Annotated in this window: 13 protein-coding genes and 1 pseudogene; 4 read left to right on the plus strand and 10 right to left on the minus strand. The window is 74.1% G+C overall.

What is annotated here, in order from left to right; genetic code table 11:
• Positions 1–28 precede the first annotated feature (28 nt).
• The 5 genes from ACL02R_RS23515 to ACL02R_RS23535 all read right to left on the minus strand — a co-directional run bounded on the left by ACL02R_RS23515 (position 29) and on the right by ACL02R_RS23535 (position 5477).
• Positions 29–1702, minus strand: a complete 1674-nt coding sequence (locus ACL02R_RS23515; RefSeq protein WP_412798963.1) for a uroporphyrinogen-III synthase — start codon at positions 1700–1702, stop codon at positions 29–31.
• Entirely contained in the window at positions 1699–2688 is a 990-nt protein-coding gene (gene hemC / locus ACL02R_RS23520; protein WP_412798964.1) for a hydroxymethylbilane synthase, read from the minus strand. Before hemC ends, ACL02R_RS23515 begins: the two co-directional genes overlap by 4 nt.
• Complete coding sequence (locus ACL02R_RS23525; RefSeq protein WP_412798965.1) at positions 2685–4172, minus strand: glutamyl-tRNA reductase; 1488 nt, start codon at positions 4170–4172, stop codon at positions 2685–2687. The genes hemC and ACL02R_RS23525 overlap by 4 nt, the downstream gene beginning before the upstream one ends.
• Positions 4169–4927, minus strand: a complete 759-nt coding sequence (locus ACL02R_RS23530; protein WP_362965753.1) for a redox-sensing transcriptional repressor Rex — start codon at positions 4925–4927, stop codon at positions 4169–4171. Before ACL02R_RS23530 ends, ACL02R_RS23525 begins: the two co-directional genes overlap by 4 nt.
• Positions 4928–5171: 244 nt before the next feature.
• Positions 5172–5477 carry a glutaredoxin family protein gene (locus ACL02R_RS23535; RefSeq protein ID WP_412798966.1) on the minus strand — a complete coding sequence of 102 codons (306 nt, stop codon included), beginning with the start codon at positions 5475–5477 and terminating at the stop codon, positions 5172–5174.
• Positions 5478–5559: 82 nt separating this feature from the next.
• Between ACL02R_RS23535 and ACL02R_RS23540 the strand changes: the two genes are divergently transcribed.
• The 4 genes and pseudogenes from ACL02R_RS23540 to ACL02R_RS23555 all read left to right on the plus strand — a co-directional run.
• A complete protein-coding gene (locus ACL02R_RS23540; RefSeq protein WP_412798967.1) occupies positions 5560–6585 on the plus strand; it encodes an HAD family hydrolase in 1026 nt (341 codons plus the stop codon).
• A gap of 353 nt (positions 6586–6938) precedes the next feature.
• Positions 6939–7826 (plus strand): ECF subfamily RNA polymerase sigma factor, BldN family, encoded by an 888-nt coding sequence (locus ACL02R_RS23545; protein ID WP_412798968.1) that lies wholly within the window; start codon positions 6939–6941, stop codon positions 7824–7826.
• Between the two features lie 260 nt (positions 7827–8086).
• On the plus strand, positions 8087–9340 hold the full coding sequence (locus ACL02R_RS23550) for a DUF5667 domain-containing protein (RefSeq protein ID WP_412798969.1): 1254 nt from the start codon (positions 8087–8089) through the stop codon (positions 9338–9340).
• Positions 9341–9401: 61 nt separating this feature from the next.
• A pseudogene (locus tag ACL02R_RS23555) lies at positions 9402–9968 on the plus strand (SDR family oxidoreductase); the annotation flags it as partial.
• Between the two features lie 19 nt (positions 9969–9987).
• On the opposite strand, the gene ACL02R_RS23560 reads toward ACL02R_RS23555, so the two are convergent.
• The 5 genes from ACL02R_RS23560 to ACL02R_RS23580 form a co-directional block, all read right to left on the minus strand.
• Complete coding sequence (locus tag ACL02R_RS23560; protein WP_412798970.1) at positions 9988–10941, minus strand: lysophospholipid acyltransferase family protein; 954 nt, start codon at positions 10939–10941, stop codon at positions 9988–9990.
• Positions 10934–11986: an NAD-dependent epimerase/dehydratase family protein gene (locus tag ACL02R_RS23565; protein WP_412798971.1), complete on the minus strand. Its 1053-nt coding sequence runs from the start codon at positions 11984–11986 to the stop codon at positions 10934–10936. The genes ACL02R_RS23560 and ACL02R_RS23565 overlap by 8 nt, the downstream gene beginning before the upstream one ends.
• A gap of 87 nt (positions 11987–12073) precedes the next feature.
• Entirely contained in the window at positions 12074–12172 is a 99-nt protein-coding gene (locus ACL02R_RS23570) for a 30S ribosomal protein bS22 (protein ID WP_003948845.1), read from the minus strand.
• Between the two features lie 215 nt (positions 12173–12387).
• Entirely contained in the window at positions 12388–12594 is a 207-nt protein-coding gene (locus ACL02R_RS23575; protein ID WP_052849337.1) for a helix-turn-helix domain-containing protein, read from the minus strand.
• A 608-nt stretch (positions 12595–13202) separates the two neighbouring features.
• On the minus strand, positions 13203–14372 hold the full coding sequence (locus ACL02R_RS23580) for an acetoin utilization protein AcuC (protein WP_412798972.1): 1170 nt from the start codon (positions 14370–14372) through the stop codon (positions 13203–13205).
• Positions 14373–14418: the final 46 nt, after the last annotated feature.

Here is a 14418-nt window from a genome sequence, read left to right on the forward strand (position 1 = left end):
GCGCGGCGCGGGGGCCCGCACCACCGCCTTACGGGGTGCGGGTCCGCCTGCGCTGCGGGCGCTTCTCGCTCGGCCGCTTCAGCACCTCGCCGGCCTCCAGGGCCGCGAGCCGCCGGTCGGCACCGTACTGCGCCAGGGCCTCGGTCAGCTTCTGCACCGAGGGCTCGGGCGCCATCACATCGACGCGCAGGCCGTGCTCCTCGGCGGTCCGCGCGGTCGCCGGGCCGATGCAGGCGATCACCGTCACGTTGTGCGGCTTGCCCGCGATCCCGACGAGGTTGCGCACCGTGCTCGACGACGTGAACAGCACCGCGTCGAACCCGCCGCCCTTGATGGCCTCCCGCGTCTCGGCGGGCGGCGGCGAGGCGCGCACCGTCCGGTAGGCGGTCACGTCGTCCACCTCCCAGCCCAGCTCGACCAGGCCCGCCACCAGCGTCTCGGTGGCGATGTCGGCGCGCGGCAGGAAGACGCGGTCGATCGGGTCGAACACCGGGTCGTAGGGCGGCCAGTCCTCCAGCAGCCCGGCGGCCGACTGCTCGCCGCTCGGCACCAGGTCGGGCCGTACGCCGAACGTGCGCAGCGCCCGCGCCGTCTGCTCGCCGACGGCCGCGACCTTGATCCCGGCGAACGCGCGCGCGTCGAGCCCGTACTCCTCGAACTTCTCGCGGATGGCCCGCACCGCGTTGACCGACGTGAACGCGATCCACTCGTAGCGGCCGGTGACCAGGCCCTTGACCGCCCGGTCCATCTGCTGCGGCGTGCGCGGCGGCTCGACGGCGATCGTCGGCACCTCGCTCGGCACCGCGCCGTACGAGCGCAGCTGCTCGGACAGCGACGCCGCCTGCTCCTTGGTGCGGGGCACCAGGACCTGCCAGCCGAACAGCGGCTTCGACTCGAACCACGACAGCGGCTCGCGCCGTTCGGCCGCGCCGCCCGCGCCGACGACCGCTATGACGGAACGGTCGCCCTCGGCGGACGGCAGCACCTTGGCGGACTTCAGGGTCCGCTCGACCGTGCCGAGCGTCGCCGACCAGGTGCGCTGGCGCGTCGTCGTGCCCGCGACGGTGACGGACAGCGGGGTGTCCGGCTTGCGCCCGGCGGCGACCAGCCGGGCCGCCGTGACGCCCACGGTGTCGAGGGACGTGCTGACGACGACGGTCGCGTCGGACGTGCCGACCTCGTTCCAGCAGCGCTCGTCGGCCGTGGCGGCGTCCACGAAGCGCACGTCGCCGCCCTCGGGGCGCCGCAGCGGCACCCCCGCGTAGGCGGCCACGCCCACCGCGTGGGAGACGCCGGGCACGACCTCGAAGGTGATGCCCTCGCCGGCGAGGGCCAGCATGTCGGCCGTCGCGTCCGTGTCGAGGCCGGGATCGCCCGCGACCGCACGGACGACCCGGCTGCCGGAGCGCGCGGACCGCATGACAAGATCGGCGACATCACCGGCGACGGCTGCCGCCGCGTCCTGCAACGGCGTGTCCGTCTCCGGCCGTACGTGCTCGCGGACGACCTCGTACGCCTCCGGGTCCGCGACCAGCACGTCGGCCTGCCGCAGCGCGTCGACGGCGCGCAACGTCAGCAGACCCGGGTCACCGGGTCCCGCGCCGAGGAAGGTGACGTGCCCGAGGGCTGTGTGGACTTCGCCGGCCGGCTTCGCGGTGACGTGCGGCTGGGGGCGTGTGGTGCGTGCGGCGGTGGGGCTCAATGTTCTCGCTCCCCCATCAGACCGGCCGCGCCCTTGGCGAGCATCTCCTCGGCGAGCGCACGGCCGACGGCCGCCGCCTCTCCGGGGGACGCCGGCAGGGGACCGGTGGTGGACAGCTGCACCAGCGTGGTGCCGTCGGTGGTGCCGACGACGCCGCGCAGGCGCAGTTCGGTGACGTTCTGCCCGTGCGTTCCGTCGCCCGGGAGCAGGTCGGCGTACGCGCCCACGGGCGCGCTGCAACCGGCTTCCAGGGTGGCGAGCAGGGCGCGCTCGGCGGTCACGGCGGCCCGGGTGTGCGGGTCGTCGAGGCCGGAGAGCCGGGTGACGAGGTCCGCGTCGGACGCGGCGCACTCGATCGCCAGTGCCCCCTGGCCGGGGGCGGGCAGCATGATGTCGGGGGACAGCGCCTCGCTGATCTCCCCCGCGCGGCCGAGGCGGTGCAGCCCGGCGGCGGCGAGCACGACGGCGTCCAGCTCGCCGGAGCGGACGAAGCCGATCCTCGTGTCCACGTTCCCCCGGATCGCGACCGTCTCGACGGGGCGGCCGAGCGAGCGTGCCCAGGAGTTGAGCTGTGCCGCGCGGCGCGGCGAGCCGGTGCCGATGCGCACCGGGCGGGTGGCGTCCGCCGTGAGCCCGTCGAACGTCAGCCCGTCGCGTGCCACCAGGACGTCGCGCGGGTCGGCGCGGGTCGGCAGCGCGGCCAGCGCCAGGCCCTCGGGCTCGGCGGTGGGCAGGTCCTTCAGGGAGTGCACGGCGAAGTCGATGTCCCCGGCGAGCAGCGCCTCGCGCAGCGCGGAGACGAAGACGCCGGTGCCGCCGATGGTGGCGAGCGCCTCGCGGGAGACGTCGCCGTAGGTGGTGATCTCGACCAGTTCGACGGGGCGGCCGGTCAGCCGGGTGACCTGCTCGGCGACGCCCCCCGACTGCGCCATGGCGAGCTGGGAGCGCCGCGTGCCGAGCCGCAGGGGCCGGTGCGTCGCGTTCATGACCGCTCCTGTTCCGGGTGGGCGTGATGGGCGTGGTGGGCGTACGGCGTGGGTGCCGGAACGGTCTCCGGCAGTCGTCCCGCGCCGGACGTGACGGGGGTGCCGGGGGTGGCCGTGCCGTCCCCGGCGTCGGCGCCCGCGAGGTCGAACAGCTGGCGCAGGGCCGCCGCGTAGTACGCGCCGCCCGGCTCGCCCGCCAGTTCCTTGACGCGGACGGTCGGCGAGTGCAGCAGCTTGTCGACGACGCGGCGCACGGTCCTGGTGATCTCGGCCCGTTCCTTGTCGTCGAGTCCCGGCAGCCTGCCGTGCAGCCGGGCGAGTTCGGCGGCGACGACGTCGGCGGCCATGGCGCGCAGGGCGACCACGGTGGGCGTGATGTACGCGGCGTGCCGTGCGGCGCGGAAGGCCGCGACCTCCTCGGCGACGATGCGGCGCACGGCGTCCACGTCGGCGGCCATCGGCGCGTCGGCGGAGGCGGCGGCGAGCGACTCGATGTCCACGAGCCGGACGCCGGTGAGGCGGTGCACGTCGGCGTCCACGTCGCGGGGCATCGCCAGGTCGAGCACGGCCAGTTCGGGCGCCGGGTCGGTGTGGCCCTCGACGGCGGGGCAGGGCCTGGCGGCGGCGCGGCGGGCGCGTTCGCGCAGGGCTCCGGCGACGGCGCCCGCGGTCAGGACGAGGCCGGTGGCGCCCGTACAGGACACGACGATGTCGGCGAGGGCCAGCTCGGCGGCCATGGAGATGGCGTTGATCGGGACGGCGCGGGCGCGGGTGCCCTCGCCGGCGCCGAGTGCCCCGGCGAGGCGTTCGGCGCGGTCCAGCGTCCTGTTGGCGATCACCAGTTCGGACACACCGGCGCGGGCGAGCGTCGTCGCGGCCAGCGAGGACATGGAACCGGCGCCGATCACGAGGGCGCGCCGCCCGCGCGGCCACTCCGTGCCGGCGGCCGGGGCGAGCTGGTCGAGGCCGACCGTGACGAGCGACTGCCCGGCGCGGTCGATCGCGGTCTCGCTGTGCGCCCGCTTGCCGACGCGCAGGGCCTGCTGGAACAGGTCGTTGAGGAGGCGGCCCGCGGTGTGCTCGTCCTGGGCGAGGGCGAGGGCCCCCTTGATCTGGCCGAGGATCTGCCCCTCGCCGACGACCATCGAGTCCAGGCCGCAGGCGACGTCGAAGAGGTGCCGGACGGCGTCGTCCTCGTGGTGCAGGTAGAGGTACGGCGCCAGCTCGGCGGCGGGGACGCCGCTGTGCCGCGCCAGGAGGGCGGCGAGGGCGTCCGCGCCGTCGCGCGCGTCCTGCTCCACTGCGGCGTACAGCTCGATGCGGTTGCAGGTGGACAGCACGGCGGCCTCGGTGACCGGGCCGAGGCCGCGGGTGCCCACGGCGGCGTGCAGCAGCGCGGGCCGCTCCTCCGGCGCGAGCGCGGCCCGTTCCAGGAGGCTGACGGGCGCGCCGCGGTGGCTGATGCCGATGACGAGCAGCGTCATGCGGGCACCACCGCCTGCATGCCGTCCCCCGGGCCGGGTTCGTCGTCGCCGCCGGGCGCGGGGAGGTCGCGGCCGATCGGCCCGCCGAGGTCCTCGGCGGCCTTGCGCTGCTCGTGGAACGCGAGGATCTGCAACTCGATGGACAGGTCCACCTTCCGCACGTCCACGCCGTCGGGCACGGTCAGCACGGTCGGGGCGAAGTTGAGGATGGAGGTGACCCCGGCGGCCACCAGCCGGTCGCACACCTGCTGCGCGGCGCCACCCGGAGTGGTGATGACGCCGATGGAGACGCCACCCGCGTGGATGATCGTCTCCAGGTCGTCCACGTGCTGCACGGCGATGCCCGCGACCTGCTTGCCGGTCATGGCGGGGTCGGCGTCGATCAGCGCGGCGACGCGGAAGCCGCGGGAGGCGAAGCCGCCGTAGTTGGCGAGGGCGGCGCCCAGGTTGCCGATGCCGACGATGACGACGGGCCAGTCCTGGGTGAGGCCCAGTTCACGGGAGATCTGGTAGACGAGATACTCGACGTCGTAGCCGACGCCGCGGGTGCCGTAGCTGCCGAGGTAGGAGAAGTCCTTGCGGAGCTTCGCCGAGTTGACGCCGGCGGCACCGGCCAGCTCCTCCGAGGAGACCGTGGGGACCGAGCGCTCGGAGAGCGCGGTCAGCGCCCGCAGGTACAGCGGGAGCCGGGCGACGGTAGCCTCGGGGATTCCCCGGCTACGGGTCGCCGGTCGGTGTTGTCGGCCAGTTGCCACGGTGCTCCTGCCGGTCGGGCCAAGCGGAGGGCGGGCGCCCCTGGCGCGCGAGCGTGCGCAGGGACCGTTCCGTCGTGACCAGGCTATGTCTTTGTGAACGCGTGCACAAAGATGGTGTCCATTTTGTCCGCCCAAAGTGACCGGTGCCACACGGATCAACGGGGACACCGGGCCACACTCCTCACCATTGCTGCCATTGCCTCACCGGCGGATAAAACGACCTCGTATCGTAATCCAAACCGGGTCAAGCTCCCAACGCGCGGCGCAACCGCCCGGCGTCCACGCGCCAGAAGTCGTGCTGCTCGCCGTCCACGAGGACCACGGGGATCTGCTCCCAGTAGCGCCGGTGCAGCTCCTCGTCGGCCGTGATGTCCTTCTCCTCCCAGGCCGCGCCCGTCTCGGCGCACACGGCCTCGACGACGGCGCGGGCGTCGTCGCACAGGTGGCAGCCGGGGCGCCCGATCAGCGTGACGAGCCGGTCGGCGGGCGCCGTGACGGGACGCGCGGCACCGGCGGAACGGTCGCGGCGCGGGCGGAGCAAGGGAGTCATGGGCCCATTGTGCCGCGCGGGAGCCCCGTGTGGTCATGCCCACGCAACCGGGACTTCGGCACGCGGTGGCTATGCTCGACGCATGGCCAGGCCACGCCCCTCCGAGCCGCGCACCGCCCAGTCCGCCGCCAGGGGACGCTGGTTCACCCTTCGCAGGCGCGCGGCCACGGAAAGCGCCGACGGGCGGGCCGGGGAGCGCGAGCACGCCACCACGCCCGCCCCGCGCAGCGCGCGGCAGGAACTCGCGGGTGAGGCCGCCGCCGAGGCGGCGGTGGCGCAGGTCGCCGAGGCGGCCGAGGCCGGCGACACCGGAGAGCCCGCCTTCCCCACACCGGGCGACACACGGGCCGCCGCGTTCTTCGACCTCGACAACACGGTGATGCAGGGCGCGGCGATCTTCCACCTCGGCCGCGGGCTGTACAAGCGGAAGTTCTTCCAGAAGCGCGAGCTGGCGCGTTTCGCCTGGCAGCAGGCGTACTTCCGCCTCGCGGGCTCCGAGCACGCGGGCCACATGCGGGACGCGCGGGACAGCGCGCTCGGCATCGTGCGCGGCCACAGCGTCGAGGAACTCACCGCGATCGCCGAGGACATCTACGACGAGTACATGGCCGCCCGCATCTGGCCGGGCACACGGGCCCTCGCCCAGGCGCACCTCGACGCGGGGCAGCGCGTCTGGCTGGTCACGGCCGCGCCGGTCGAGACGGCCCGCATCGTCGCCCGCCGCCTCGGGCTGACGGGAGCGCTCGGCACGGTCGCCGAGTCCGTGGACGGCGTCTACACCGGCCGCCTCGTCGGTGAGCCGCTGCACGGTCCCGCCAAGGCGATCGCCGTGCGGGCACTGGCCGAGGCGGAGGACCTGGACCTGTCGCGCTGCGCCGCGTACAGCGACTCGGCCAACGACATCCCGCTGCTGTCGCTTGTCGGTTATCCCTATGCGATCAATCCTGACAGCAAATTGCGCGCGCACGCCCGGGAGATGGGCTGGCGGCTGCGGGACTACCGGACCGGCCGGAAGGCGGTCCGCGTAGGGGTCCCGGCGGCGGCCGGAGCGGGTGCCGTGGCGGGGGGCGCGATGGCCGCCCTCGCCCTGCAACGGCGCCGCCGCTAGCGCTTTCCCGCGCCGCTTGCCGGGGGTCGGCCGCATGGCGGTGCCCCGCATTCCGAGTGCCTTACCCCGCGACGGCGCCCGGCAGACCTCCGCGCGGCCATTGATCAATCTCGGTCACGCGATCACACACCCGATCACCAAGTGGTCAGCATTGGCATGGCGTATGCGTGGCGATACGACCACAACGTGTCACAGTTCAAAGCTATTCGGCGATTTTCGCAACTAGGCGTAGCACCGTCAGCACGAAGCGTTATTCTCCTCAGACGCAATCCGGTCCCCAGCCGTTCCCAGCCAGGTGACGGGTGACGGACCCACCACTGCACGTGTTGGAAGCTTAAGCCTCTGGGAGTCCCGTGTACCCACACGTCGGGGTTGACGCCTCGGGCCTGGCTGCGCCGCGCTCAACGGTCCTCGACCGATTGCGCGCCCTCGTCCCCACCGCGTATGCCGTCCCCCCCCTCGCCGCCACACCAGTCCCCGTCCCCGCAGTCCCGGCAGTCCCCGCCGTCCCCGTACGCCCCCCCGCGCCCGCGGTCCCCGCCCACGCCCTCGCCGACCGGACCGCCGACGCCGGCGCCGTGGCGCAGTCCCCCGCGCCCGCCCCGGCGGGTCCGGCCACCGGCACCGTGGGCAGACGTGCCCGCTCCGGCGCCGCCGGCACCTCCACCGCCCGCCGTCCCGCGGCGGACAGCGACAGCCGCCGCATGATGGACCTGGTCGAACGGGCCCAGGGCGGCGAGGCGGAGGCGTTCGGCCAGCTGTACGACCACTACGCCGACACCGTCTACCGGTACATCTACTACCGCGTCGGCGGCCGGGCGACGGCCGAGGACCTCACCAGCGAGACGTTCCTGCGCGCGCTGCGCCGGATCGGCACGTTCACCTGGCAGGGCCGCGACTTCGGCGCGTGGCTGGTCACCATCGCGCGCAACCTGGTCGCCGACCACTTCAAGTCGAGCCGTTTCCGCCTCGAAGTGACCACCGGCGAGATGCTCGACGCGAACGAGGTCGAGCGCAGCCCCGAGGAGTCCGTCCTTGAGTCCCTCGCCAACTCCGCCCTGCTCGAAGCCGTCCGGAAGCTCAACCCGCAGCAGCAGGAGTGCGTCACCCTCCGCTTCCTCCAGGGCCTCTCGGTCGCCGAGACCGCCCGGGTCATGGGGAAGAACGAGGGCGCCATCAAGACGCTCCAGTACCGCGCGGTCCGCACGCTGGCCCGCCTGCTGCCCGACGACGCCCGCTGAGCGACGCTGCCGCCACACCTCCGCACGCTTCGTGAGCAAGCTCCGCCAATCAGTCACATAATCTGCCAGCCGTAACCCGAGTGCCTGTCCGCTCGTTGTCGGGTTCGTGGGCTTCCCACAGCCGGGTCCTGGCCATGGCTTTTCACCCGTCCGGGTGGACATGGCCGGGACCGGAAACCTCTGCCCCGCGCAGGGAGTCGTCCTGGTGACGGGAAGCCCGCCCTGTGAAGAGAAGCCTGTGACGAGAGGAGGTGCCGCCCGTGATCGGTTCCGTGTCGGCGAACCGCCGGGCCAACGCCTTCGCCCATCTCCTCGACGAACCGCGGCTCGCCGAGCCGCGGCCCGGGGACGCGGCGACGGCGGCGGACATCCCTGCGGACGCCCGCGAACAGGCCGCGCTGCTGTCGGTCGCTGACCGGCTCGCCGCGCTGCCGGGGCCGGAACTGGCCCCCGACACCAAGGCCGCCCAGCGCGCCGGACTGATCGCCGCGATGCAGGAGGCGTTCGCCGGTGACCGCGCGGCCGAGAGCCCGCCGCGCCCCGAACAGGTCCCCGCCCAGCGCCGCGCCCGCGGCGGCCGGGGACTCCACCGCGCCGTCCAGGGCGGCGCGCTGGCCAGACTGCGGCCCAGGTCGCGGCTGACCAAGGGCCTCGCCGCCGGGGGGCTCACCATGGGCGTGGCCGCCGGTGCCTTCGGCGGCGTCGCCGCCGCCAGCACCGACGCGCTCCCCGGGGACACGCTCTACGGCCTCAAGCGCGGGATGGAGGACCTCAGGCTCGACTTCGCCGACGGCGACACGGACCGGGGCCGCGTCTACCTCGACCACGCCTCCACCCGGCTGCACGAGGCACGCCGCCTCCTGGAGCGCGGCAGGTCGGGGCCGTTCGGGATCGACGACCTCGCCGAGATCCGCCGCGCCCTGTCCAACATGCGCGACGACGCCGCCGAGGGCCACCGCCTGCTCTCCCAGGCGTACGAGGCGGACGGCTCGCTCGGCCCGATGCAGTCGCTCTCCGCCTTCTCCGAGGGCCACCGGGCGACCTGGACCGTCATCCGGCGCCAGCTCCCCCCGGAGCTGCGGGACGTCGGCACGGAGGTCAGCCACGTCTTCGACCGCATGGACGACGACATCGCGCCCCTCCAGTCCCTCCTGCCCGACGAGCCGCGGGGCACGGCGGCCGCCGACGACCACGGCGGCCCGCCCGCCCGTACGGACGCCGGCTCGTCCACGCCCGCCGCCCCGTCGTCGCCCAGCCCCCCGAGCGGTGACGACGGCCCGGCGGCGGACCCGGACGAGCGGCGCACCCCCGCGGAACGGGACGGCCTCCTCGACGGCGTCGACCTGCTCGGTCCCTCGGCGGGCGCGCCGAGCGAGTCGGCCGGGCCCTCGCCGAGCGCCGAGCCGAGCACCCCGGGCACGGGCCTGCCGCGGCCGGACATCACGATCCCGCCGCTGGTGGACGACCTCCTGCCGGGGCTCGGCCTGGACGTCGGCGAGCGCGACACCGAGTAGCCCCTGCGCGGCGCGTACGCCGGAACGCCCTCCCTGTACCCCGGGGAGGACGTTCCGGACCGCCCGCCGCGCCGACCGCCTCACTGCCCTCGCCGACACCGTCACGGCGCACGGCGGCCAGGCCCTGGCCGTCACCGCCGACGTCACGGACCCCGCCGCCGTACGGGCCGCCGCCGGGCGCGCCGACGAGTGGCGGCGCATGATCGACACCAACCTCACCGGCGCCCTGACCGTCATCGGCGCCCTCACGCCCGACCTGGTCGCCGCCGCGGCCGACGGCGCGCCCGCCGACCTCGTCAACATCTCCTCGATCGGCGCGCACATCCCGTTCCCCGACTACGCCGTCTACGGCGCGACGAAGGCCGCGCTCACCTACCTGTCCCAGTCGCTGCGCACCGAACTGGGCCCGCGCGACGTGCGCGTCACCGACATCGAGCCGGGCCTCACCGAGTCGGAGCTGGCCGGGCACGTCGACAACGCCCGGCTCGCCGGCCAGCTCGACGGCATGGCCGACACGTTCGGCACCCTGTCCGCCGACGACATCGCCGACCTGGTCGCGTACACCGTCAGCCGCCCCCGGCACGTCAACCTGCGGCAGATCGTCGCCCTGCCCACCCGCCAGGCGTGAGCGCCCCGCCGCCCCGCCCTCAGAAGAAGACCGAACGCCGCCCGACCAGCAGCTTGTACAGCGTGTGCTGGATCGTCTCCCGCACCTGGTCGGTCAGCTGGAACATCAGCATCGGGTCCTCGGCCGCCTCGGCGGGCCGGTCCCCGGTCTCGATCGGCTCGCCGAACTGGATCGTCCACTTCGTCGGCAGCGGCACCGCGCCCAGCGGCCCCAGCCAGGGGAACGTGGGCGTCACCGGGAAGTACGGCAGCCCCAGCAGCCGCGCCAGCACCCGAGAGTTCCCCACCATGGGGTGGATCTCCTCGGCGCCGACGATCGCGCACGGCACGATCGGCACGCCCGCCCGCAGCGCCGTCGCGACGAACCCGCCCCGCCCGAACCGCTGGAGCTTGTACCGCTCGGCGTACGGCTTGCCCAGGCCCTTGAAGCCCTCGGGCATGACGCCCACCAGCTCGCCCCGGTCGAGCAGCTCCCTGGCGTCCTCGGCGCAGGCGAGGGTGTGCCCGGCCTTGCGCGCCAGCCCGTTGACCACCGGCAACCGGAACACCAGGTCGGCCGCCAGCAGCCGCAGGTGCCGCTCCGCCGGGTGCCGGTCGCGGACGGCGACCTGGAGCATCAGGCCGTCCCACGGCAGGGTGCCGGAGTGGTTGGCGACGAGGAGGGCGCCGCCGGTCGCGGGCACGTTCTCGATGCCGCGCACGTCCACCCGGAAGTACTTCTCGAAGAGGGGCCGCAGCACCGTCATCAGCACCTCGTCGGTGAGGTCGCGGTCGAAGCCGAAGTCGTCCACCTCGTAGTCGCCCGTGACCCGCCGCCGCAGGAACGCCAGCCCCCGCGCCAGCGCCTTGTCCAGCCCGTCCCCCGCCTCCGCCCCCGTACGGTCCTCCCCGCCGGGCGCGGCGCCGTCCGCGACCCGCTGCTCCCGCAGCCTGCGGGTGCCCTCCTGGATCGGGATGACCTTCGCGTCAGCCATGGCGCAGCGCCCCTTCGATACGGTCGACGGCCCGCCCGAGCAGGGCGGGCGGCAGCAGCCCTGGGCCGTGGACGGACGCGAAGTCGGCGAACGCCCCGGCGGTGGAGTACTCCAGCGGCCCGCCCGTCGCGGCCAGCAGCGCGTCGGTGCGCACGACGCGGCCGTACGTCAGCGTCCTGAACAGCTCGCCCGACACCCCGTGCACACCCAGCGCCCGCGCGCCGGGCCCGAGCCAGGGCGTCAGCGACCGCAGGACGGGCACGACGGGCCTCCCGAGCCGCCGCGCGGCCTGCGACAGCAGCAGGACGCCCTCACCCGCCACGTTGTACGCGCCGGGCCCCACGGCGCCCGGCCCCTGGCCGCGCACCGCCCGGCACAGCACGTCGACCGCGTCCTGCTCGTGCACGAACTGGAGCCGCGGGTCGTAGCCGAGGACGGTGGGCAGCACCGGCAGGCGGAAGTAGGCGGCGAGCGGGGTGTCGGCGCCGGGGCCGAGCACGTGCGCGAACCGCAGCACGGTCACCGCGACGTCGGGGCAGCGCCGCGTGAAGCCCCGTACGTATCCCTCGATCTCCACGACGTCCTGCGCGAACCCGCCCCCGGCGGGGGCGGCGAGGCGGCTGGTCTCGTCCGCGACCGCCGGATCGCGCGGCGTGCTGCCGTACACCTGGGTGCTGGACGCGACGACGACCCGGCGCAGCGTCGGGATCTTCTGGCAGGCGCCGAGGAGTTGGAGCGTCCCGAGGACGTTGATCTCCTTGGCGGTCGCCCGCCCGCCGCCGTGCGGCCCGGACGACGCGTGCACGTCGAGGTGCACCACGGTGTCCACCGCGTGCTGCGCGAGGACGGTGACGACGGAGGGCTGCCGGATGTCGGCGCGGACGAAGCGGAACGATTCCGCGTCCTCGGGCGGCCGGTCGGGCGGCACGGCGTCCACCCCGACCACCCGCAGCTGGTCTTGATCGTCCTGCTCCCGCAGAAGGCGGCGGACGAACCGGCCGGCGAGCTGCCGGGCGGCGCCGGTGACGAGCACGGTCCTGCCCACGAGACCCCCCTGCCCCAGGCTTCAGGGTCCCAAGCGTACGGCCCTCCCGTCGCCGTTCGGACGGGAGGGCCGGTCAGCGGCGCTCGCTCACTTCTTGTTGCGGCGCTGAACGCGCGTCCGCTTGAGCAGCTTGCGGTGCTTCTTCTTCGCCATCCGCTTGCGCCGCTTTTTGATAACAGAGCCCACGACTACCCTCGCTCACTTCGCTTTCCCGGTGCGGGGCGTCGGAGCCCACACGACCTACATGGGGCCAGCCTACCGGTCACCGAGTGATGCGGGTTAATCGAGGGGTGCGGGAATCCCCCGGGCGCGGCGGCGCGCCCGTCACCGCTGCGCGCGATTACGGCGGTCACCGCGGTCCGGGTGGTATTTCCCGGCTCCCTGCTTCCCAGCTTGCGGGCTTACGCGCTTTCGACGCCCACGAACGATTCCCGGAGGTACTCGTGGACGGCCTGCTCGGGGACCCGGAAGGACCTTCCCACCCGGATCGCGGGCAGATGACCGGCGTGCACCAGGCGGTACACAGTCATCTTGGAGACTCGCATCACCGCGGCGACCTCCGCCACGGTCAGGAACTTGGCCTCGCTCAGAAGCCTTTCAGCAGCCATGTCACACCTGACCTTCCGCACATGTCGGACACCGGCTTCCCCTCCGGTGACTCCCTCTCGCATGTGCGCTCCTCCCCAGGTTAGGTGCGGGTGATGCGAGTGGGGAAGAGGTGCCGCAACCACCCTTTTACTACGAGGGGGCTCTTACCGTGACAGAGAAGCCCGATTGAACACATAGCGCGTGGGCGGCTCGCGAAGATCCACGTGCGCCCTGCACAGCGTTCACACAACACGTCCAACTGCCTTGTGCGCCCCGCGTGCTGACGATGCATCATCACGCGCGGCACGCGGCGGCCGCCGTCACCCACGGGGCTGACCTGCGGATCGGCCGCGCCCTTCGGCGAACCCGGCCGCGCCGCCCGCCCCCGCCGCTCACCGCGCGTACGGCCGCCGCCGTCCGGCGAGCGCCCCCGCGCACCGGCGCACGACCACCGCCGCGCATATGCCGCGCGCATGACCCGTCCCGTGCGCGATCCGGTCGTCAACCACCGCCTGCGTAGGCGGAATAGGGTCGCTATGTCGATAGTGGACGCGTGCATCGGGCTGAGCCGGCCTGCGCTCGGTGGCCAGGAGGGTCCGGCGCCGGGGCGTGGACCGCCCGCCGTCCGTCAGGGCAGGAGCCCGTGTGCGGGGTAGACGGCGCCCCGTGTGGCCAGGACGGCCTGGTCGACGGCGCTGGCCGGATCGTAGCCCGCCGTCCAGGGACGTGGTGCCGGCGTCCGGCCGTCGGTCATGCGCCGCGGGCCCTGCTGGCGGGTGAGCGCGTAGACGGTCCGCAGCCACTCGTCGGGCACCAGGGTGCCGGGTTCGAGGGGGCTGTGGGCGGCGATGGCGACGAGGTGGGTCCAGCTGCGCGGCACGACGTCGACGACCGCGTACCCGCCGCCACCGAGGGCGAGCCACCGTCCGGAGGCGTACTCGTGGGCCCAGCTGTGGCAGGCGTCGGCGGCGGCGCGCTGGGCGTCGAGGCTGAGGGTGAGGTTGCTCTGCCAGTCCTCGAAGTGGGAGTCGGCGCCGTGCTGGCTGACCAGGACCTCGGGGCGGAAGGCGGCGAGGAGTTCGGGCACGGTCGCGTGGAGGGCGCGGAGCCACTCGGCGTCGGACGTGCCGGCCGGGAGGGCGACGTTCACCGCGGAGCCGTCCGCGCCACCGCCGCCGGTCTCGGAGGGCAGTCCGGTGCCGGGGAAGAGCGTGCGGGGGTGCTCGTGCAGGGAGATGGTGAGGACGCGCGGGTCGTCCCAGAACGCGGCCTGGACGCCGTCGCCGTGATGGGCGTCGGTGTCGATGTACGCGACGCGTTCGACGCCCAGTTCCAGGAGGCGGGCGATGCCGACGGCGGCGTCGTTGTAGACGCAGAACCCGGAGGCGGCGCCGGGCATGGCGTGGTGGAGGCCGCCGGTGAAGTTGACGGCGTGAGCTGCGTCGCCGTTCCAGACCGCTTCGGCGGCGGAGACGGTCTGTCCCGCGATGAGCGCGGCGGCCTCGTGCATGCGGGGGAACGCGGGGGTGTCCTCGGTCCCGAGGCCGAACGACTCGTCGGCGTCCCGGGGTTGGGCCCCGGCGCGCTTCACGGCCGCCAGGTAGTCGGCGTCGTGGACCAGGCCGAGCGTGAACTCACCGGCCTGCGGGGCCGCGACGACGTCGAGCCGGCCGTCGAGCCCGAAGGCCTCGATCAGCCGCATGGTCAGCACGAGCCGGACGGGGTTCATGGGATGCGTCGGACCGAAGTCGTATCCCATGACGTCGGGATGCCACATCAGTCGCGTTGTACCGCTCATGGACGCCACATTATCGCCCGCCCGCGCACTACCCGGCGGCGGCACA

Source organism: Streptomyces sp. MS19 (genome assembly GCF_047200595.1).
Taxonomy (GTDB): Bacteria; Actinomycetota; Actinomycetes; order Streptomycetales; family Streptomycetaceae; genus Streptomyces.